The organism is Prevotella sp. tf2-5 (assembly GCF_900115435.1).
Classification (GTDB): Bacteria; Bacteroidota; Bacteroidia; order Bacteroidales; family Bacteroidaceae; genus Prevotella.
Genome location: NZ_FOWK01000012.1, coordinates 72,497 through 94,892, shown reverse-complemented (window position 1 = coordinate 94,892; position 22,396 = coordinate 72,497). Strand labels below are relative to the sequence as shown.

Here is a 22,396-nt window from a genome sequence, read left to right as displayed (position 1 = left end):
ACACTTCAAAGGTGGACAAAATAATATAAAAGGTGGACAAAATGTATTGAAACGCTAATTATCCTCTACATAATTGCTTGGACTACACCCAAACTGGTTTGTAAAGCAACGAGTAAAATACTTAGGATCGTTGAAGCCTACCTTATAGGCTATTTCAGTAATGTTACGATTCGCATCGTTTTCGAGCAACAGGCGTTTGGCAATGGTCAAACGATAGTTGCGGATAAACTGACCTGTGCTGACACCAGCTTCGGCATTGAGACGTTTAGACAACAACGGTTTACTCATGCCTATCGCCTCCGCAAATTCCGTCACACCGAACTCGCTGTCAGAATAGTGAAGTTCCATAATCTCCATGGCACGGTCCATGAAAGGCTTATTAGAACGCATCACTTCCTTCTTGTCTGCCTCCACACTCTTATGGAGACTTTTCTTCATCTTCTCATGGTTGTCAAGAATGTTCTGGATACGAGTCTGCAACTGCTGTGGTTCCTCCGCCTCCTCCAACACCTTGCGAATGGGGGTCAGCAACTTCTCTGACTCCTGTTTCCTCCATTCTCTCTCCTTATAGCGATAGAACCAGACAACAAAAGCGATGAGAGCGAAGACAAGCAACAGGTTGAACCACCAGCTCTTCCAGAAATAGGGAGCGACAGACACCTGGACAGAGATCATCTGCTCATCCTCACTACTCAAGTCACTACTGTATTTCACCTCAAAGGTATAGTTGCCGGGCTTCATACTCGTATATCGCACGGTATGCTCCCCGGGCTTCAAACTGATCCAGTCGTCTTCGAAACCTTTCAGGCGATAGCTGTAATGACCTGTTGTCTCACCAGCGTATGTCAAAGCAGAGAAGGCAATGGAAAACGATTTGGTAGACTCATGCAACCGGATGACTTTCGCCTGTGTGATGTCTAAATCAATAACATCACTGTTATCAACAGTTACAGTTTGGTTGTCAACCATCAACTGCGTGAAGGTGAGATGGACAGGATAAACGGCATCCCGATTTTCGTCCACCACCTCTGTCAGACCATTCATCCCTCCCAGGTAAAGCGTTCCATCGACGCCTTTGACAGCAGAGTTCCAATAAAAGCGCTGACAGAGAAGACCGTCTTTCTCCCCATAATTAATAAAGGTACGCGTGAGAGGGTCAAACAAAGAAACACCGTTTACCGTAGTAATCCACAACCTTCCTTTGGCATCTTCCACAATACCACGGACCGTATTGTTTGCCAAGCCGTCATCTGTCGTAAATGACTCAAAGGTCTCTTTACCCGACTGAGGGTCCACCACACGCCGGTAAATGCCATAACCATTAGAGCCAAGCCACAACGTACCATCCTTTGCCTCACAGAAGCAACAAATCTTCTCAACAATACGAGAGTCAGGATGATCAAGTTTCGCAAAGAGACTCCTATACCGGAACTTGCCTTCTCCCATCTGGCGAGAGCGTAAGTCAATGTCACGCAGTCCTGTGATACATCCTATCCATAAATGGGCTTTCTTATCGATATATCCGCCGATACACCCTCTGATCAGGTCATTACCCTCAAAAGGCACTTCCAACTTACCCGTTTTCAGGTCATAATAGAACACACCATCATTAGAACCGACCCACAGGGCATCATGGTATTTGTCGTAGACCAATACACCTATATAGTTTGTCACAGCAGTCAGCTCCGCAGGCATATCAATATGTGTCAGGACTTTGTCTTTAAGAGAGATCTTGTTAAGACCACCGCCCCATGTGCCAATCCATAACTGTCCATGGGCATCTGCCTCTAACACCGAGACAGAGTTATGCGAAAGGGCAGAATTCTGCATCGTCCAATGCTCAAAGCTCCGACTTCCTGCGGCTTTCCTGTTCAGTCCACCCTCCACCGTACCTACCCATAGGGTTCCATCAGGCTCAACATACATCGCATTCACCGGACGAGGTGACAACGAGCCAGGATCAGCAGGCTGATGGGCATAGTTACGAAGCAATAACGGACGAGGAGACAGTTTTGCGATTCCCGCAGTCTCCGTACCTATCCATACCTGACCATCACGCACCATCAGACAGTGTACAAAGTCACTGGGCAATGGATTCTCCGCACTAGTATTATCCCAATGAATAAAAGAATCCTGTTGATCCGTGAGGATATTGATTCCTCTTAAGGAACCTATCAGCAACCTGCCATCAGGAGCCTTCGCCAAGGAAGTCGTGAAATCATGAGACAATGACGATACCTCGTTGGAGTGATGGAAAACCTGTAACGAATGCGTATAGGGAGCATAGACAAAAAGCCCATTATTAGTGGATATCCATATTTTGTCATCACGCTTCAGTAGGTCAGTCACATAAAGTCCCTGCAACTGGCTCATCACAGAAGCTATCTCCTCACGGACGATCTTACCGTCACGCTCGGCAAGACGGTAAAGACCTCCGTCAACACATGCCCATACCGTACCATTCTGCTCGATGTCCTCAATACACACGTCTGGGGTATTACCGATATAGCGATAATGACTGACATAACTGACATTCCCCTTCTCATCAAAGGTATAGCGATAGATGGTGTCAGTGGTCACCTGCCATATGGCACCTTTGGCATCGTGATAGACGGCAACGGAGGGTCTGTCGAGCATCCTGCTGATATTATCCTTGCCATAAGGAGGGGTCGTGCGGCTCATCGTCCTCATATCGATAACATCAGTACGTTCATCGTATGCTATCCAAAGACGCTGGAACAGGTCTTCCGTCATCCCCTTACAGGAGATACTACTTAGGCCTTGGGAACTTTTCTGTCCGATAGGCATAAAAGAGAAACCGTCATAACGCACGGCACCGCCGCCATAGGTGGAGATCCACACAAACCCTTTACTGTCAACAAAAAACTGGTTGACATTATTATTCGGAAGCCCAGTGGAAAGGTCAAGGGTGGTCATTTGATAATGACCTGTCAGCGCATCTTGTGCCGACAGACTGCCTGTAAGTGCCACAAGCATCAATATAATAGGTATTATCTTCCGCATAACAATGCCACAAAGTTAGCGCAAAATAGAGAAAAAACAAAGAAAAACCTGACTTTTCTTCATCATCGGGACACGTTCTGTCAAGACTCCCGTCTTTTGAGACACTATTCCCCAAACAAAAAATGCGCCCCCTGGAGGGAGCGCATTCGTCTTTGTATCTAATTGTGATTAGAGAGCGAACTTGTAACCAAGAGTAATCTGGAATACACTGTTGCGGCATGTCTTGTTGCTGATACCCAATAACTCAGCAGCATCTGCGTCTATATCCTTGTAAACCTTGGTCAGACCAATGTTGTAACGTGCATCCAGAACAAAGCTCTTGTACTCGTAAGAAATACCTACAGGAATAGAGAAATCAAACTTCTTGCAACCATCCTTAATGTCTCCGTCAGTGTGAATTGCAATACCACCATTCTCATAGTCATACTTTTGCTTTGCTCTTACTAGGAAACCAGGCTGAATACCTGCCTTAATGGCAAGACCAGGAATTACATAGTACTGAGCCATGATGGGGATGTTGATGTAGTCAAGTTTCTCACTACCAGATCCAACTTTGGGCTTGTCACCCTGCATAGAATACAAAAGTCCAAGAGTTACACCAAAATTCTCAGCAACACCATACTCAGCCTCAACACCTGCAGCGAGACCTACTTTTGCTTTACTATCTGAATTGGTTACTGTAGAGATATTGATACCAACCTTTGGCTGCAAGGTAATCTGACCAACCTCGTTCTGTGCGTTTGCGCTAACTGCTGCAATCATCATAGCAGCGATCATCATAATCTTTTTCATAATGCTATTCAAATTTAGTGAATAATGTTTATTAACTCTGCTGCAAAGATAGAATAATTTTTTTAAATGACAATGAAATTTAGTTAAAATTTGCACTTTAAAATGCATTTTTCTTGTTTTTCGCTAAATGAAGGACATTTTAGGTTGTAAAAACAAGCATTATTCTCCAAACTTCCCAATGAATTGTAGGAAAAGTAAATCGGGTAGGAAGTTAAGTTCCTGCCCGATAATTGTCATATAGATTTATCTTTATTTCTTCAATTCACATGGACGAAGAATGTTTTTCAGCACAGCAGGCATAGCCTCCTGACCATCCCTTGTACGGATAGCACGAGTAGCGCTGCGGCGTGCTCCAGCATTTTCAGGTACCTTATACAAGTATGGATAAATCAACCAGTCATAATATCCACGACCATAAGTGCTGCTGAACTCTGGTGCGCTGCATCCCCACATGAACCAACAGTCAATCACCCTTTCGCTTTCTCCGAATGTTCCAGTCAGTTCGTCAATGTACTGGTCACCCTCTTCGAAGACAACATTCATTGTGGCACTCTCTGTTCCATTATAGGTAGACCAATATCCTTCGTGATTACCCCAAGCAAGGAAGAAGTATAAGGCTGTTCCATAATTACCGATAGGTGATCCTGCAGGACCCACTGTCAGCTCATAGTCACCTGTCTTTACGAACGGATAAGTAAGCGTCAATCCTTCCATGTAATCATAGTACAGACCTTTGTCATCCAACATTGATTTATAATAATATGTCTTACCGGTTTCTGCGTCCGTATACAAGAGGTAATATTGTCCAAACAACTCATACTGCTCGATAGTAACAGTCTTTGTCAATGAGCCAGAAGTCAGTGTAATATTACCTGAACGTTGCACTTCCGTGCTTGCCGCAATGCTCACCTCCAGTTTGTTCGTCTCCTCATTGAAAGTAGCAGTTAACCAGTCAGCATCGCTAGTAACCTCTACCTCAATACTACGAATTACTGGAATAGAGAGTTTTGAGGCCTTGTTAGTGGAAGACACATACTTGTCTTTCGCTACTTCCAGCACGATACCACCCTGCTTAATAGTGATCGTCTCGGTGACACCCTCGCCCTGAACGGTGATATGGCCTTCACGAGGATTCTCATCCACGTTGTGCATGATGGTGACATTAATAACGTGATTCTCCGCATCATAGACAGCTGTAATCCATTCAACATCTGAAGTTACTGTAAGAGGCACTGTCGTCTCCGCTTCAATCACATACTCCTGAGTAGAGCCGTTCACATCTAATTCCCCAACAGACAATGAGAGAACCAAGCCATACTGAACAACGCTTATCAGCTGCTCGTCACCATTGCTGGCAGTAACAGTGACATGAGTAGCACGTGACTCACGCATAGGGTTGGCTGTAGCGGTAGCCACAATCGTATTGCCATTGACAGCAACGGACAGCCATGAGGCAGCTGAAGTAGCCTTAATTCCCGTTCCTGTTACTTGAATAGTGGCAGTGCCACCTGCAGCGGCAATCGTTGTCTCAGCACGCTCCACCTGCACAGAGTTTACTTTCTCCGTGTAGTCATCGCTGCTACAGGATGTCCACATCAGACATCCCATAGCCAAAACGAATAAACCTAATATCTTTTTCATATTACAATATTTCATCGATTATTAATTATCGGCTGGAATTAAAACCTGATCCTTTACCAGTTTCATGACGTTCTTATCATTGTTAACATCCGTCAAAATAAAGTAGGTAGGATTCTTCGCATCATCATTTGTCAACTTGAATGTACTGAAGAACGGTGCAATGGCACTGGAGAAATTACATTTAGTATTGTAGTAGCCACCATTTCCAACAAAGCCGGCGTTTCCAAAGGTTATCAAATCCTCGCCTTCTGTCTCAACACTGAATTCACAGGCTCCGACATAACCGCCACTATTGAACCAATATCCGAAAGCAGCAGTTCCTTTGAAGGAACCATTTCCGATAAAGCAGTAGTAAACGGTTTCGCCCTCTTCTTTCATACAAGCATCTGTGAATCCTAACAAAGCAGGCTTACCTACCTCGCCCAAGTTACTTGCTGCAAGATACCAGGAACCTGCCTGGAATACATCAACAGGATCAGTAGATACAGTGATAGATAGACCCTTGGTGTCAATCAAAGGAAGAGACTCTGCCCCGTCGACATAAAGGATACCAGAAATAATATTGTCTCCTAAGGTGATAGGCTGGTTGAAGAGAACGCCTTCATCCGTGAAAGTAAAAGGAACCGTCAGGGTCTCTTTCTCACCATTCTCATTGATATAACTAATGGTATAGTTATCGCCATACATGAACTTCGCCGTAAACGAACCGTCAACGTATTTCATTACCGCGAATTGAGACATACCCTCTTCAACAGCATCAGCAGCATTTAAATACTCTGATGCATCTATCTTAAGGCGCTCCATAATAATAGTATTACCATACTTCTTGCCTTTCAGTTTAATGGTGTTCTCATCCTCACTGATGCTCATGATGACAAACTCATAGTCAGCCTCCCATCCGTCAACCTCTGTGGGCGCACCATTCTTGTCCTTATCAGGGTCACCCCAGTTATGCAGCATATCATTATATGTATCAAAGGCGAGAACTGGTCCCTGGTCACGAGTCAGTTTATATGTAGAGGTAAGAGCGACATACTCGCCGGCAGCATCTACCACCCCTGCCTCACGCATCGTTACTTTGCCATTTTTAAATGACATGGTAATATTGATACCTCCGTAAGTGTAATCATGACCTAAATAATAATGCATTACCCAGCCTTTCTCTGCGCTTGTCAACACTTTTTCAGCACTCTCAATCGCCGTATTAATACGCTCGGCGGCAGACTGCTCGAAGATTTCATCGTTGTCATGCAGACAAGACTGAAGTCCCAGTCCCACTGCTGCAAACATTATATATAAAAATAGTTTCTTCATAACCTTGGAATTAGTTTAAGTGTTCGAAATCAAGTTTCATATACTCTGCGGAACGACGCTGAACACATGCACGCATCTCCTCCAAGTCGATATTCCAGTTCTCACGCATGTAGTTGCGGATATGAGCCAGTTTCTGCTCGATGATAGCCTGACCCTCTTTACCAGCATATGCCATCTTGGAAGCCCACAACGCATCGTTGTTGGTCAGATACTGAGAATAGAGCTCTGCATAGTCCTCACGAGGCTCCACCATGGCATAGTTGCGGATAAAGCCCTTAGGCAATGCCTGTGTATTGGTGTTATACTGATACCAGTCACCACTCACATAGTCACCCTCAGAAATAAGGTCGAATGTAGGATCATAAGGTTTCTTCTGGTTCAGGATATGCTGGAACTCATGGTGCAGCGTGGTGAAATACCACTTGTTCAGTGCATCATAGTCATCCAAGGGGACTCCATAGCCACCATCAGCCACGCCTAGATTATTCACATTATAAAGAGTAATCTTATAACCACCCTCGGCAGTACCCATTACCACTGTTCCATTGCTCTCCATGGCGAGGGAACCAATGAATTGGAGCGTACGGGGGACGTTCACTTTGACAAAGTCAGGACCTGCCACCTCTGCGTAGGCATCGAACCAAAGATACTTCACAATGATAGCCAACTTGGCACACTTAGCAGAGTCTGCCGGGGTCAGTGTATATTTGTGGTCAATCTCAATATCCTTCATACGATAGAGCACATCTATATTATAAGGATAAGTGAAGTTCTCCAGCAGCCACTGTTCAAATTTGTCGTACTGCGTCGTGGGGTTGGTGGGGAAGATACTCTCTCCACCAGGTTTATCCTCAGAGCAGGCAGTGAAGTTCAACATCACTGCAGCAGCTATAAGTAAAATATATATTTTTTTCATTGTCGTCATTTTTTAGTATTCTTACTCAAAAAAGTATGATGCATCAGAGAAACGCTCTTCGCCTTTGTCAGCAACAGTCACACGGTCATTACCTTCCAGACCGGCGGTAATAACATCTTGTGGCAACTGGATGGCACGGCGTGGGTCTTTCGCTGTCATGGTATCCGTCACACCTGTGATGACGTTGTCGCTGTCCGTCTGACGACGGTAGATGACAATACCATAACGCTTCACATCCTGCATACGGAATCCCTCATGAACAGTCATGATACGACGCATGTGAATGATTGCTTGCAACAGGCTCTCCTGATCTGAACCATCTTCGTCTATCTGATAGACTGGAGCCTCGAAACGTTTCTTGACCGTAGGCTCTTTTGGTTGGTAGTATGCAAGATTCTTGTAGAAAGTCACCAATTGGGTCAGCGTATATTTCTTCGGACTCCTCATGTATACTGAGAGTAGCGTATTATAGTCATTAACAGCCAACTGTAGTTCACCACTCAATGCGTAAGCCTCTGCACGCTCCAGCAAGAGTGTTTCAATATTGAATACAGAGAACTCAGAATGTGCATAACCAATACCTGCCTGAAGGTCGGTATACTCAAACTCGTATGGGATTTTTCCGTGGAATAAGTCAGCACAAACAGGATTATACCACACAGAGTTCTTGAACAATGTTCTATCACTAGCTTGTCCCCAAGGACCGATAGAACAAATGTCCTCATCGTATGAGATACGGTAACTATGTGCATACTGGTCTCCATATTGATAACCTCCATAGATAACGGCGCCCCACTCAGAGTAAACTGTCTGCAAGAACATATTTGTCTTCTCGTTAGCATTGACGTATGCTTCTGGACGAACCTGACGGTTAGCATTCAGTGACGCATAATAGTCCCAGTCACGAGCCTTGGCAGCGGGGGTGGCGCCTAACGCCTTGCTAGCATACTGGATGGCCTTGTCGAAATCACCTTTATAGAGGTAGAAACGGGCTGCAAAGGCATTACCGGCATCCGGCGTGAAGTGGAACTTAGGTTTATCATAAGAACTACCCAGCAAAGGAAGTGCTTTCTGGATGTCCTCATCAATCTGACTATATAAATCTTCCAAAGTTCCACGCTCATATACTTGTCCAACTACCGTCTCTGGATGAGTTGGGTAAGGAAGTCCTTTCTCCTGTGCTGCAGTTGCTGGATTATAGGCGTTACAGAATATCGTGGACAACTGGAACATGGCATATGCACGACACATCAGCGCCTCACCCAGCTGCTCGCTGAACTTAGCCTGATCACCACTAGCCTCGATAAAATCGATAGCCGCATTGGCAGAAGCGATGGCACGATAGTGGGAATTCCACAACATCTGAGGTGATTCATCATCACCCGTCTCTGTGATATCCTCCCAGTGGTAAGCTTGACGCTGGAAACGGTCTGCCTCAGACCAGTCAGGACCAATACACTCGTCCGTATTGTCGGAATACATCTCCAACAGATAAGCAGGATGACGATCCGGATAGGCACTCACTAACAAACCTTTGACATCATCCACTGTCTGAAGCTCCATACGATTATCAGGCAGTTTGTCCAGCCAGTCGTTGCAGGAGGTCAGTCCCATGCTCAAGGCAATGATGGATAATCCTATATATTTCTTCATAATAATATCTTTTTTACTTTATATACTGTTATACCTTTTTAGAATCCCACCTTCAGTGTAGCTGTGAACTGCTTGGGCACAGGGGAAGAAACACCACCAGAGCGGAAGAATTCAGGATCCTGACCGTTCAGCTTCTTGTCGGCATAAATCAGGAACAGGTTGGTTGCCTGAAGTTTCAGAGAGAGGTTGTTCAACGGCTTAATCCAAGTCTTGGGGAAGTCATACTGCAAGGAAATCTCCTTCATGCGGATGAAGTCACCCTTGGCGATACGCACATCAGAGTAATTATAGGCATTATAGCCATAACGCAGGTAACGGTTGTTATCATATTGCGTCTTGCTCAAGATAACAGGAACGTTCGTGCGGAGCTCGTCACCAGGAACCATCCAACGATCCTTGAACTCCTTCGTCATAGAGGTCAGATCAGTATATTTACCTGCGAAGACAGGATCCAGGCGAACTACATTACCAAAGCTGTAAGTGATAAAGAGGTTCAGGGTGAAACCCTTCCACTTGAAGAGGTTACCGAAAGAGCCCTGTACTGTCGGGTCTGTCGGTCCTTCATACTTCAGAAAGTCCAGTTTCTCACGCTCCTGGAAATTGATGTCATAAGTAGTGATCTCACCTGCCTCATTCAAGAAGGTAGGCATACCATCCTCGTTCAGACCCATGAAAGGAATAGAGAACAAGGCGCGGACAGGATAGCCCTCACGACGACCACCGAAGTTGGTAATCAAGTCGATGACACGATCACGGCTAGCAAGGTTGGTAATCTCTGTCGTGGAGTGAGAATATACCAAAGAGGTTGTCCAGCTGAAGTCTTTGTTCTTGATGTTGGTGGTACTGATTGACAGCTCCTGACCACTTGACTTCATGTCGGCGGCATTTGCCCAGCGGATGATCTGACCACCGATACCCTGTGTGGCAACAGGACCAATCTCATCGAAGTTCCTACGAGAATAGATATCGAAGGCGACATTGATGCGGTCGTTCAGGAAACCTGCCTCGAAACCGAAGTTGAACTCGTGCTTCTTCTCGTAGGTCAGCTCACTGTTCTCCAGGTCGCTCAACTCGATACCCGTCTCCTTGTCTTGAGTGAAAATACGGTAGGGGTTATATGCCTTAAACACATTGGTAGAGCTACAATAAGCTGTGGGAGGAGGTGTAGCGGTCAAAGAGTAAGACAGCTTCAATTTCAGGTGAGAGAGCACCTTATTGAACTTCTCGAAGAACTTCTCCTGGTCTACGTTCCAAGAACCAGAGATGTTCCATGTCGGAGTCCAACGGGCGCTGCGGCTCTTACCCATGGCGTTAGATCCCTCATAACGATAGGTACCGTTGATGACGTAACGGTTGTCAAAGCCATAAGTGGCATTCGCGAAGAAAGCTACTGAACGAGAGTTCGTATTACTCAATGAATAATAGTCTGTATTCTCCTCCAGGCTCTTCTTGAAGAACTGGTATACATAGTAAGGAATCTCACCCTTTGCATATTGCATACCCCAGCCGTTGAACCAAGAGCGGCTACGCTCGATACTGGTACTCTCCATACCTCCGAAGGCATTTACATAGTGCTTGCCGCCAAAGGTGTGGGTGTAGTTAGCTGTCAGACGGAAGTTAAGGTCTGTCATTTTGTTATCTGTACGTTTGTACATACCACCATTAGGAAGAACGGTGATAGGCAGCGCGTACAACTTATCCGGGTCAGTATACAGATACTTGTTGGCATCACGGATGATAGAGTTACCTGCAGCACGATAAGCCTCTGCCTGGTTAGAGTCATCCAGGATCTTATACTCCTGGGATGTCGTTGTATATTTCAAGGCACCCAGCGCTGACAGTTCGAGGTCAGGGATGGGCTTGTACTTCAACTCTGCCTGGAACTTGGTATCAACGAAGTTCACGTCGATATAGTTGGTATTCAACTCATGCATGATGTTGAAAGGAGCATAGTTGGACTGATAGTAGGTGTCAGGATCCAAAGCACGGGAAGTGTTCAACGCATAAGAATAGGGGTTGATATCGAAGTCACGCTTCACATTACCGGAAACGACGTCGACATCCTGACTCAGCGTACCAGGGGCGCGCTGCTTACGATAGCTGCCACTACCAATCAGGTTAATGGTCAGGTTATCCAGAATCTTATGGCTGACATTCAAGTTCATGGTATAACGCTCTACCTTAGACTGTTTGTACCATCCTGGATCAACCATAGCAGAGATAGAAGCGTAGTAGTTTGACTTTGCCGTACCACCGCTCACGCTGAGAGAGTGGTTCTGCTGGATAGCGCCAGAGAAGAGCTCAGAGAACCAGTCTGTATTGCGGAACTCCGCATTCTGCAGATAAGCATTACGGGCAGACTCTGTGTTGGCAAGTGCGAAAGCACCAGTCTCTGGGTTATAGGTATTAATCAACTCATACATCTTACCATAGACACCATAATCAGAGCCGTTCAATACATCACTGAAGGTCAACCAACCCTTATCCTGCAACTCACGATAGATGCCCATCTGATCCTGAGAGTTCAGGATGTTGAAGTTGGAGTAGCTGGGCTTCAGACGAGTGGTGAACTCACCCGTATAGTTGATGTGAGCCTGTCCTGACTTACCTTTCTTGGTGGTAACGACAATCACACCAGCCATGGCGCGGGCACCATAGATAGAGGTAGCACTACCGTCTTTCAGAATCTGGAATGACTCAATATCATCAGAGTTCAAACCTGCGATAGCTGAGGAAATCAGCGTCTCAGGGTCACCAGAGGACAAAGCGTCTGCGTCGATATCCGTTACGTCCTCCATGATGACACCGTCAACAACCCACAATGGCTTTGACGAACCATAAATAGACGTAGCACCACGCACACGGATCTTGGGAGCTGTACCAAAGGTACCTGTCACGTTCTGCACGCTGACACCGGCAGAACGACCTTCCAGAGAACGGCTCACGTCGGCAATACCGTTCAGAAGGGCATCTTCTGCGTTCACCTTATCGGTGGCACCTGTAAACATACGGCGGTCCATACGAGTCATACCCGTTACAACAACCTCCTCAAGGGCGGCACTGGGCTGCAACGTAATGGTCATACCGCTTTTAGGAGTCACTGTCTGTGTCTCCATACCGATATAGCTCACTACAATCTTTTTGCCGGAGGGTACTGAGATGGTGAACTGACCGTCGGCATCTGTTACAGTACCTGTCTTCTGTCCCTGTACCAAGACTGTAGCGCCGATAATGGGCTGGTTGTCTTCTCCAGAGATGACGGTACCAGAAACTTTCGTTTGGGCAAGTGCCATTCCTAAGCTCAGGAACAAGCACGCCATAAACATCGTTAGTCTTTTTTCCATAAACACTCTCTTGTTAATATTTTATTTTGAATATACTATTTTTATCCAATCAACGTCTTATTAACATACACCTCCCCGCGCGAGGTCCACGCACAAGATTTTGCAAAATTACAACAATTATTCACAATCCGCAAATAATTTTTATAAAAAACTACCTTTTTGCGTCCATTTTTAACATTTTACCTCCTTTCTGTACCAAACTATTGTGATAAATTGCAAAAAATGATCTATAGAGAGAAAAAGGGGGAAAGCTCCTATATAATATAATTAAGGTACGCGCGCGAGACTTTCTACACATAATTTTTTAAACCCTTGTCACCGTTGCCGCCTTGCAAAGCTATTTGATTGTCAAGTATTTGCGAGTAACAACGAAGCGGCAAGGGTGACAACGATGCCACTTTTTTTGCATTTTTAGGGGTATTTTACTTGCAATTTTGCTCGTTTTTTTGTAACTTCGCAGCATCATATTTCAAATCAGATCTTTAACCTACTATCGATTATTCTATATGGTAGAGAACGACTTTATTTTCAACGAAAACACAGGTAACTTCCTGATGTGTTTCAATCGCGAGTGTACAACTTGCAGTGAATGCCTGCGCTATGTCGTGGGACAACAGATTTCCCAGAAGCGGACATGGGGGCTGACCGTATTTCCGAATGCCCTGCACGACGGCAAGTGTGAGTATTTCCAGAAAGCCGAGCTGGTGGAACTTGCCTACGGGTTCCATAAGGTGTATGCCGGAGTGCCGAAACATCTGCGCTCCTCCTTACGCCATGATATCACTGGTTTTCTGGGCAGCGTGGGCACTTACTATCGTTATGACAAGGGTGAGCGTAAGCTGTCACCTGCCCAGCAGGAGGTCATCAAAGGCTACATGGCAGAATACGGAAGCAAAGAGGAGCGTCCTTTCGACCACTACGAGATCGGCTACAACATGAGAGATTAATCAGCCACCCGCCGTCCCATTGCCTGGAACAATGTATTCCAGTGCTTGGAAACCATGTATCAGGATAAAGGGGAGCAAATGTTCCATGGGGTGGAACAACTTGTTCCATAGGGTGGAACAAAGTGTTCCATAGGGTGGAATAAACCGACAACCGTAACATAACTCAACATAACTTACTAAGGAATATGAAACTAACATGTATCAAAACAGACAAGAAGAACAAACAACACGTGAGTCTGGTACCCTTTGAGTCCTTCATGGAACGGGTACAGGAAGACAACTATTTCGAGGATGTGGACGCACTGCGTACCTTTGTGCGATATGCAGAGTCGTGGAGTATCTTTGAGAGGATGCACAGACTACCTGTCATCTACCCGTCGGCTGTCATGAAGACAAACAAGGAAGGCAACCTCATCGCCCAGCAGTTTAACGGACTCTTCACCTTGACCATCTCCCCTCTTAAGGACGAGGAGGAAGCAGAGGCAGTCAAACGCATGACCGCCATCCTGCCAAGTACGATGCTTTCCCTGCTGGGAAGTAGTGGCAGGAGTCTGAAAGTCATCGTGAGGGCATGTCGCCCAGATGGCTCCCTGCCCCAGACGGAAGAGGGGATGGAGGCGTTCTGCAAACAGGTATACCCAATCCTCTGCGGACTCTATGAGCCTTTGGTGACGATGACACAGACTGCGGATGTCCTGCAGGTGGCACCTGCCATCCGGGGAGAGGGACAACCCTCGTGGATGACTGGTTTCCGCATGACGGCAGACCAACACCCTTACTGCAACACGGAGGCGACACCCTTGCTCATCCCCGATGGTATCACGATGTCGGAGAAAGGAAAGGTGACGCTCGCCGATACGCAAGAAAACGCCTCGGAAACAGTCATCCAGAACACGAAAGAACTCATTTCCCTGATGGATCAGCGTTATGCCTTCCGCATGAATATGGTGATGGGCTATGTGGAATACCGGTCGAAAGAGAAATGGCACTATGGATGGCGACCTGTTGACGAGCGGGTGCAGAACGGTCTTGCCATGGAGGCACGGCTGGCTGGTCTGAACGTGTGGGACAAGGATATCACCCGTTACCTGCGCTCCAACTTGGTACGAGCCTATAACCCTGTGGAGGAATACCTCTGGGGGCTGTATCGCAAATGGGACGGACACGACTATATCACCGACCTTGCCAAACGGGTGCCTACCAAGAATCCCCATTGGGAGGAGTGGTTCCGCATCTGGTTCTTAGGGATGGTGGCGCAATGGCTGGGAAAGAGCCGCCGCTATGGAAACTCCATCGTGCCCCTGTTGATCTCCAAACAGGGCTTTAACAAGTCGACATTCTGCAAGTCGCTGATTCCCACGGATATGCAATGGGGCTATAACGACAGCCTCGTCCTCTCGGAACGTAAATCGGTATTGCAGGCGATGAGTCAGTTCCTACTCATCAACCTCGATGAGTTCAACCAGATATCACCTAAGATACAGGAGGGTTTCCTGAAGAATCTCGTACAACTCGCCTCCGTGAAGGTGAAACGTCCCTATGGCAAACATGTAGAGGAGTTCCCACGTCTAGCCTCCTTCATCGCTACGGCTAACGTGACGGATATCCTCTCTGACCCCACAGGAAGTCGTCGTTTCATCGGTATCGAACTGACAGGACCTATCGATATGTCACAACCCATCAATTACGACCAGCTCTATGCGCAGGCTGTGGCATTGATAGACCAGAACGAGCCCTATTGGATGGATGAAAAGCAAACCTTGGAAGTCATGGAGTCGAACCGCCAGTTTAAACTCCGTTCCCCCGAGGAGATGTTCTTCGAGGAATGCTTTAGGATACCTGAGCATGAGGGAGAGGGACAATATATGACGACTGCCGCCATCTTCGCCGCCGTCAAGAAGAAAGGCGGCTCCGCCATACGAACTGGTAACATCCGTGTCTTCGGACAATTCCTCTCTAATATCGACAATATCAAGCGCCGACGCACTCATTTTGGTACGGAATATCTCGTCATTCCATACCAAAAACACTAATCGTTGTCACCGTTGCCGCTTCGTTGTTACCCACAAATTCCTGACAATCAAGCTGTTTTGCAAGGCGGCAACGGTGACAAGGGTTTTTAAAAATACGTGTAGAGAATTCTGACCTATCTACTCGTAATTTAAGAATTAACGAAAAATATTTTGATATTCTAAAAAATTACCTTATTTTTGTACCCAAATACAAGCGTGTAATAATGAGAGTCATTTCAAAAAGCACAATAGTAGAATACTATACAAAGGTACCACAGGCAAAAACCGCATTAGAAGAGTGGTATGAGAAGACAAAGAGGTCTGAGTGGACATGTTTTGCTGACATTAAGAATACATTCAACAGTGTCGATGCCGTTGGTAACCAACGTTACGTGTTCAATATTAAAGGCAATGACTATAGATTGGTGGTACTTATTCAGTTTACCCCAAAAACGGTTTACATTCGTTTTGTGGGAACTCATAAGGAATATGATGCAATTAGGGACATTCAAAATATTTAGGACATGGCACAGATAAAGAGTGAAGCTGCTTATCGTGCAGCATTGCAAAGAATAGAAGAACTCCTTCCGCTGGTGAATGACGAGACGCCTGCTGATGACAAGAACTATCTGGAATTGGACATGATTTCAGATATGGTAGAGGAATATGAGGATATTCATTACCCAATAGGAAAGCCCTCATTGGTTGACATCATCAAACTTCGCTTGTATGAGATGGGGCTCAATCAGACTAAACTTGCGGAAATGCTTGGGTTAAGCAATGCCAGAGTCAGTGAGATTATGAATGGTAAAAGTGAACCGTCACTTAAGATAGGAAGAGAGTTAAGTATAAAACTGAATATTGATCCAGCTATTGTATTAGGTATTTAAATTGATAACCATAAAAACTATGAAGGGCAGGAATTTGTGTTCCTGCCCTTCATAGTTTAGCTCACTAATACCACCAGGTACTTGCTGGTAGACCAGAACAGTTGCGGGTTGGTGATGCGGAGCACATACTGTTTGTTGGCATCACGCTCCAGTACATAGCTGGAAGCAGGGTGAGCCGTCAGCAGTTTTGCCGAACGGGAATAGAGCTTGATCTCTTTGTCGACACGGATATCAATCTTCGTGAAATACTCACGATTGAAATTCGACTGGAGCACCTTGCCGTCCTCGATGATACGCTGTTCCTTCAACTCTTTCTTCGTGCCGAACACAAACCAGGCGGTATTGAGCGCCTTGTCCTGAGCCGAGATGGTCTCTGCCTTCTGTGAGATCTCTGCTTTCTGCTGAGAAGTCTCCACGGTAAGGTCGGCAACCTCATTACCCAGTTCGGTAAGACGGATGTCACGAGACTTCAAGTCGAGTTTCAACTGGTTGATCTCCTTGTCTTTCGCCTCCATCTGTGCCACGAGGTTCTCGATGGTCTTACGTAACTCGTCACCCTTCACGGAACTGGTACGCAACTGGTTCTTGAGTTTGTTGATGAGCTCACGGTTGTGCTGCATCGTCTGCTGGATCTGTGCGATATTGTCACGGATACGCTGGGTACGGTTGGAGCCCTCACCATCCTTGGCAAGTGTCACACGGTCCTGGGCGGCATTGATGGCGCGGAAACCCTCCTCGATCTCGTTGAAGGTAGCCATCATGTCATTAATCTCATTGTCTTTCTGCTGGATGATACGGTTCAGCGAGTCAGCCTGCTGTGCCATCATCAAATCCTCTGTCTTCGGTCCCTGCTGTTTGCAGGCTACCACTGCTACGGCACCAAGTGCCAAAATCAATAACTTTTTCATATTCTTATAATATTTCATTTTTAATCTTTAATTTTTCATCTTATCGTCCTGCAAGGACGATAACAAACTCCCCTCGCGGCTCATGCTCAGTGAAATGGGCGATGACCTCTTCCAACGTGCCGCGGACACTCTCCTCGTGTACCTTACTAATCTCCCGACAGACACTCACCTGGCGGTCTGCACCCATCACCTCCGCAAACTGCTGTAAAGTCTTCAGCACCCGGTAGGGTGACTCGTAGAACACCATCGTGCGCTCCTCGTCGGCAAGACTCTGTATCTTCGTCTGACGACCTTTCTTCTGAGGGAGGAAACCCTCAAAACAGAAACGGTCACAAGGAAGACCGCTGCTCACCAAGGCTGGTACGAAAGCGGTGGCACCCGGCAGCGTCTGTACCTCGACACCGGCACGGACAGCCTCCCGTACCAGATAGAACCCAGGGTCGGAGATTCCTGGTGTGCCGGCATCACTGATCAGGGCAATGGTCTGTCCTGCCTGCAGGCGTTCCACAATAGCGGCACTCGTACCATGCTCATTGAACTTATGATGGGAAAGGAGATGCTGCTGAATCTGGAAGTGCTTCAGCAGGATACCTGATGTCCGCGTATCCTCAGCCAGCACGAGGTCGGCTTCTTTCAGGATACGGATGGCACGGAGTGTCATATCCTCCATATTGCCTACAGGTGTGGGAACAATATATAATATGCCCATGACGGGTGCAAAGATACTGCTTTTTGCATAAATCTTCCGTCCTTTAACTCCCTTTAACTCCATATTCTCCTTTAAGTCCACTTTTTTTACTTATCTTTGTGGCATGATTTGCAAAAATAGCATGCTTTAACCCAAAAATGATTTTTATTATGAAACAGAGAAAGTTTAATCTGATGTACTTGCTGCTGATTGCAGTATTTGTACTCTCATCGTGTGCGAAATCCTCTAAGAACTCTAAGTTCATCCCTGCTGACGCTGCTGTTGTCAGCCTTGACATCAAGCAGATGTTTGAGAAGAGTAAACTGGGCGACAACGAGGATGCCAAGAAAAAAATGCTGGAGACCATAGAGGAGAATGCCAAGAACCAGGACACCAAGGACCTCATCAAGAAAATCGTAGAGGATCCTGCCAAGGCTGGTGTTGACCTGCGTGAGCCTATTTACATCTTTACCGTAAAGGGGGAAAAGAACGCCGCTATTGGTACGATTCTCGACAAGGACGACTTCGCCCAGCTTATCAATACTGCCGCTAAGGAAGGTGGCGAGGATGGCTGCAAGGAGAAGGACGGCATCATGTATCTGCAGGACGACAAGAATATCATCGCCTTCGACGACGCTACTTTCTTTGCCTCTGAGAGCTATAGCCTCGACGACATCATCGCTAAGTTCAAGAACGACGACACCAAGGACACGATGGCTGAGAGCGACGATTTCGCCAAACTCATTGATTCCAAGGGTTTCGTCAAGGCTCTGATTCCTATGGAAGCCCTTGAGGACCAGGTAGATGCCAACTCCAAGAAGATGCTGCCAGAGGGTGCGGAGCTGAAAGACCTCAGTCTCCTTCTCGGTCTTTCCACCGACAAGGGTGAGGCTAAGTTCTCCTTTGAGTGCATCGCCAAGTCTGACGCTTGGAAGAACTATATCAAAAGTTCTACCGATATGTGCGGCAAGATCAGTGGTGACTACCTGAAATATCTCCCGAAGGGTGCCTTCATGATGTACGCCAACATCAATGGTAAGAAAGTATTTGAAATGTTTGACAAGAATGGTGTCTTCAGTCAGGCAGGCATAGAGGACCAGAAGGACATGATCAAGAAGATCCTGGAGGTTATCGATGGCGACTTCGCTATTGGTGTGGGAGAGTTCAAGGGTGAACTGCCTGAGGTTGGAGCTTACCTGAAGACGAAGGATGCCAGCATTGCCGATATGGCTAAGGAGCAAGGTCTCAATCCTGAGAAGGGCCTGGACTTCGGCTTCAAGGATGGTGCTACCTATGTAGCCGTTGGTGAGAATGCTGCTTTCACCGAGGTGAAAGACGGTTTCGACAAGGGTGTTATCAGTGGACGCCGTGTTTATGTATACCTTGATGTCGCTCTGATCAGCAACCTGGCTGGAAAGGTTAACAACGATGCTGCTAGTGCCGCACAAATGGCAAGCGACCATATCAAGACTGTTGAGTTCTTTGACACCAGTGATACTGCTGGTGAGCTCATTCTGAAGATGAAGGATGCCGACAAGGATCCTGTCGAATACCTCATAGACCTGATAGCAAAACAGTTCTAATCCTTTGAATAAGTTACTCTACAGGCTATTAAGCCGACATATGAACGCAGGACAGTTGGCGGGCTTCGTGCTCGCCAACCTCTGTGGTATGACCATCGTCCTGGCTGCCATCCAGTTTGCAACCGATGTCATCCCGATGTTCACGGGTAGCGACAGTTTCATGAAGCCGGGACAGATGGTGATGGCTAAGCATGTGAGTACGATGCGCACACTGACTGGTAAGGCTCCTACCTTCTCGACAAAGGATATTGAGGAAGTGCGTAAACAGCCTTTTGTCAGCAATGTGGGGTCTTTTACTCCCTCCCTTTTCAGCGTCGTCGCCACCATTGGCAGTGAACGAATGGGCGTTCAGTTCTCTACGGAGATGTTCTTCGAGGCAGTACCTGATGACTTCATGGATATCGACCTCTACCGTTGGAAATGGGAGCCCGGCAGAAATGAGATTCCTATCGTACTGCCCCGCAACTATCTCAATCTTTATAATTTCGGCTTTGCCAGCAGTCAGGGACTACCCGTCCTCTCCGAAGACCTTGTGTCGATGGCGAAGATACACTTCCACCTTCGTGGCACAGCAGGAAGCAAGGAGTTGACAGGTCATGTCGTGGCATTCTCCAAGAGACTCAACACCATCCTCGTCCCACAGAAATTCATGGACGAGATGAATGCCGCCCTCTCTCCTGACCGGGAGGCTAAGCCCTCACGACTCATCGTCACCGTCAGCAATCCCACTGACGAGAAGATCGCCGAGTTCCTCGCCACAAAAGGTTATGAGACAGAGGCGAATGATAATGAAGCGGCACGTACTGCACATTTCCTGCGTATCATCATCAGTATCGTCCTCGCCATAGGACTCATCATCAGTGCGCTCGCCTTCTACGTCCTCCTGCTCAGCATCTTCCTGCTGCTGCAGAAAAACACGGAGAAGATTGACAATCTCTTGCTGATAGGCTACTCCCCACAGGCTGTGGCACGTCCTTATCACTTGCTGACGATCTGTCTCAACACACTGGTTCTTGTGTCATCCATCGTCATCGTCTTACTATTGCGCGGATACTACCTCCCACTCTTCGGACAACTCTATCCCAGTTATAGTGCCGCAAGCCTCATCCCTGCCCTTCTCACGGGTGTCGGACTCTATCTGTTAGTAGCCCTCCTCAACTACTTTGCCATCCGTCGTAAAGTGATGAGTGTATGGCACCTCCATGAGCATTAAAATAAAAAGATAGAATGATATAAGCCTACTCTTCCAGTTTCACTTGTTCTAACCAGTGGCGGACGCTGATGCCCGTGCAAGCAAGGAAGGCACGTGAGAAGGTGTTATAGCTGACGAAGCCGCTGTCTTTTGACAGCTGTTGGAGTGTGGGGGGGGTATTTCCCCCTTTTAGAGCTTCACGATAGAGCGACTGGAAGTGGTTGATGCGTAACTTGTTAATATAAGTATAGTAGGTAAGACCCTGCGAGGCGAAATAGCGGCCCAGGTAGGTGCGATTGGTATTGCACACCTGGGCCACTGTCTTGAGTGACAGGTCGTGCTGCAGGTAAAGCTGCGCCTCCTCGCAGTGCTTACGCAACAGAGCACCCGTCTTGGCGATAATGATGTCCTCCCTGGTGATTTGGTCTGTCAGGGTGTGGGCTGTTTCGTCAGTCTCTGCTTCCTGTTCCTTTGGCAGCTTCTCCACCCCGGCCTCCGCCGTCAACGGCTCCAGTATTTGCTGATGGTCAATGTACCAGACAATGATACCGATGAACAGGATGTCAGCAAGGTGGAAAATGTATGATAAGTCTACGCATATCTGCATGTCGCTTTGGAACAGCATCAGCAGATAGTTGATGAGGGAAAAGAACATGGAGCTTAGAATAATCCAGCTCCAGGTGACCTCCTTATGCTCCAGGTCTGCGTAGTTGTCAGCCAGGAAGCGGCGGTAGGCTATTGCAGCTCTGATGTACCAGCCGATGAAGAAGACCACTTCAGCTATGTACATGCCATATACTGCCCATTTCCACCACGCGTGTCCAGTGAGCAGCCACCCCGTCAGGGGCATCACTGCCAGCATGCTGATCAGCAACAGCCGGTTGTCCCAGTGCCGGCGGTCTTGCAGCAGTTCGAGCAAGAAATGCAGTACCACGGGACACCATATTGTCATGTCGACTGTGACAGATACCATCTGCAGGAGCTGCAGGTCATCAGCAAGCCATAGCACCATCGGGATATTAGTCAGATAGATGAGTGTGTAGATAAAAATCAGCCTGCCCGCCTTGCGCCGCAGGCGCTGGTCGGTGACAAGCTCGCCGCCGAAAGCGTTACGCCTTGATGTCAGCAGATACACGGCCATCATTATAAGGATGGTCAGCATCACTGCGAAGTGAATGAGGTATTGGTAAAACGCTATAGTTGTCATGTAGGTTTCCCTTAGTTAACTGTATTTACTGCAAAGGTATGAAAAAAAAAAGAATAAAAAAAAGAGACCATTTCTTTTGCATAGAGAACTTGCTTCCGTAAGTTGTCAAACAAACAATTTCCGATTGTCAAAGAAACAATTTTTCTTCATTCAAACAACCTGCCGCCCGATTGTACAATTTATTTTTACACAAAACACGCAAAAGATACTCCTTTTAAATAGGAAACGATAATTTTGCAAATCGAATTTACACGAAAAATATCTTTTTTATAACAATTTAACAAT

16 protein-coding genes are annotated in these 22,396 nt (G+C 46.7%); 6 read left to right on the top strand and 10 right to left on the bottom strand.

Going from position 1 to position 22,396, the window contains the following annotated elements:
- Positions 1-54 precede the first annotated feature (54 nt).
- The 7 genes from BM257_RS12480 to BM257_RS12450 form a co-directional block, all read right to left on the bottom strand.
- Positions 55-3,024, bottom strand: coding sequence for a two-component regulator propeller domain-containing protein (locus tag BM257_RS12480; RefSeq protein ID WP_092073234.1), 2,970 nt, complete (start codon positions 3,022-3,024; stop codon positions 55-57).
- A gap of 168 nt (positions 3,025-3,192) precedes the next feature.
- Positions 3,193-3,816 (bottom strand): porin family protein, encoded by a 624-nt coding sequence (locus tag BM257_RS12475; protein ID WP_092073231.1) that lies wholly within the window; start codon positions 3,814-3,816, stop codon positions 3,193-3,195.
- A gap of 249 nt (positions 3,817-4,065) precedes the next feature.
- The gene (locus tag BM257_RS12470) at positions 4,066-5,457 is read right to left on the bottom strand and encodes a BACON domain-containing protein (protein ID WP_177216116.1); all 1,392 of its coding nucleotides are present in this window, start codon (positions 5,455-5,457) and stop codon (positions 4,066-4,068) included.
- Between the two features lie 21 nt (positions 5,458-5,478).
- Positions 5,479-6,771: a DUF4302 domain-containing protein gene (locus tag BM257_RS12465; RefSeq protein ID WP_092073225.1), complete on the bottom strand. Its 1,293-nt coding sequence runs from the start codon at positions 6,769-6,771 to the stop codon at positions 5,479-5,481.
- 10 nt (positions 6,772-6,781) lie between these two features.
- On the bottom strand, positions 6,782-7,687 hold the full coding sequence (locus tag BM257_RS12460; RefSeq protein WP_092073222.1) for a zinc-binding metallopeptidase: 906 nt from the start codon (positions 7,685-7,687) through the stop codon (positions 6,782-6,784).
- Between the two features lie 21 nt (positions 7,688-7,708).
- Positions 7,709-9,340, bottom strand: coding sequence for a RagB/SusD family nutrient uptake outer membrane protein (locus BM257_RS12455; protein ID WP_092073219.1), 1,632 nt, complete (start codon positions 9,338-9,340; stop codon positions 7,709-7,711).
- Between the two features lie 38 nt (positions 9,341-9,378).
- Entirely contained in the window at positions 9,379-12,684 is a 3,306-nt protein-coding gene (locus BM257_RS12450) for a SusC/RagA family TonB-linked outer membrane protein (RefSeq protein ID WP_092073216.1), read from the bottom strand.
- A 506-nt stretch (positions 12,685-13,190) separates the two neighbouring features.
- Between BM257_RS12450 and BM257_RS12445 the strand changes: the two genes are divergently transcribed.
- The 4 genes from BM257_RS12445 (at position 13,191) to BM257_RS12430 (ending at position 16,533) form a co-directional block, all read left to right on the top strand.
- Positions 13,191-13,631 carry a DUF6078 family protein gene (locus BM257_RS12445; RefSeq protein WP_092073213.1) on the top strand — a complete coding sequence of 147 codons (441 nt, stop codon included), beginning with the start codon at positions 13,191-13,193 and terminating at the stop codon, positions 13,629-13,631.
- 185 nt (positions 13,632-13,816) lie between these two features.
- Complete coding sequence (locus BM257_RS12440) at positions 13,817-15,664, top strand: VapE domain-containing protein (protein WP_092073210.1); 1,848 nt, start codon at positions 13,817-13,819, stop codon at positions 15,662-15,664.
- A 203-nt stretch (positions 15,665-15,867) separates the two neighbouring features.
- Complete coding sequence (locus BM257_RS12435; protein ID WP_092073207.1) at positions 15,868-16,164, top strand: type II toxin-antitoxin system HigB family toxin; 297 nt, start codon at positions 15,868-15,870, stop codon at positions 16,162-16,164.
- A gap of 3 nt (positions 16,165-16,167) precedes the next feature.
- Positions 16,168-16,533: a helix-turn-helix domain-containing protein gene (locus BM257_RS12430; protein WP_092073204.1), complete on the top strand. Its 366-nt coding sequence runs from the start codon at positions 16,168-16,170 to the stop codon at positions 16,531-16,533.
- A gap of 56 nt (positions 16,534-16,589) precedes the next feature.
- On the opposite strand, the gene BM257_RS12425 is transcribed toward BM257_RS12430, so the two are convergent.
- Entirely contained in the window at positions 16,590-17,441 is an 852-nt protein-coding gene (locus BM257_RS12425; protein WP_092073280.1) for a Cbp1 family collagen-binding glycoprotein adhesin, read from the bottom strand.
- A gap of 40 nt (positions 17,442-17,481) precedes the next feature.
- The gene (gene rsmI, locus BM257_RS12420; RefSeq protein ID WP_092073277.1) at positions 17,482-18,150 is read right to left on the bottom strand and encodes a 16S rRNA (cytidine(1402)-2'-O)-methyltransferase; all 669 of its coding nucleotides are present in this window, start codon (positions 18,148-18,150) and stop codon (positions 17,482-17,484) included.
- Positions 18,151-18,299: 149 nt separating this feature from the next.
- On the opposite strand from rsmI, the gene BM257_RS12415 reads away from it, so the two are divergent.
- Both BM257_RS12415 and BM257_RS12410 read left to right on the top strand, forming a co-directional pair.
- Positions 18,300-19,712: a DUF4836 family protein gene (locus tag BM257_RS12415; RefSeq protein WP_177216115.1), complete on the top strand. Its 1,413-nt coding sequence runs from the start codon at positions 18,300-18,302 to the stop codon at positions 19,710-19,712.
- 40 nt (positions 19,713-19,752) lie between these two features.
- Entirely contained in the window at positions 19,753-20,925 is a 1,173-nt protein-coding gene (locus BM257_RS12410; RefSeq protein WP_092073197.1) for a hypothetical protein, read from the top strand.
- Between the two features lie 25 nt (positions 20,926-20,950).
- Here the strand turns inward: BM257_RS12410 and BM257_RS12405 are convergent, their stop codons facing one another.
- Positions 20,951-22,111 (bottom strand): helix-turn-helix domain-containing protein, encoded by a 1,161-nt coding sequence (locus BM257_RS12405; protein ID WP_092073194.1) that lies wholly within the window; start codon positions 22,109-22,111, stop codon positions 20,951-20,953.
- Positions 22,112-22,396: the final 285 nt, after the last annotated feature.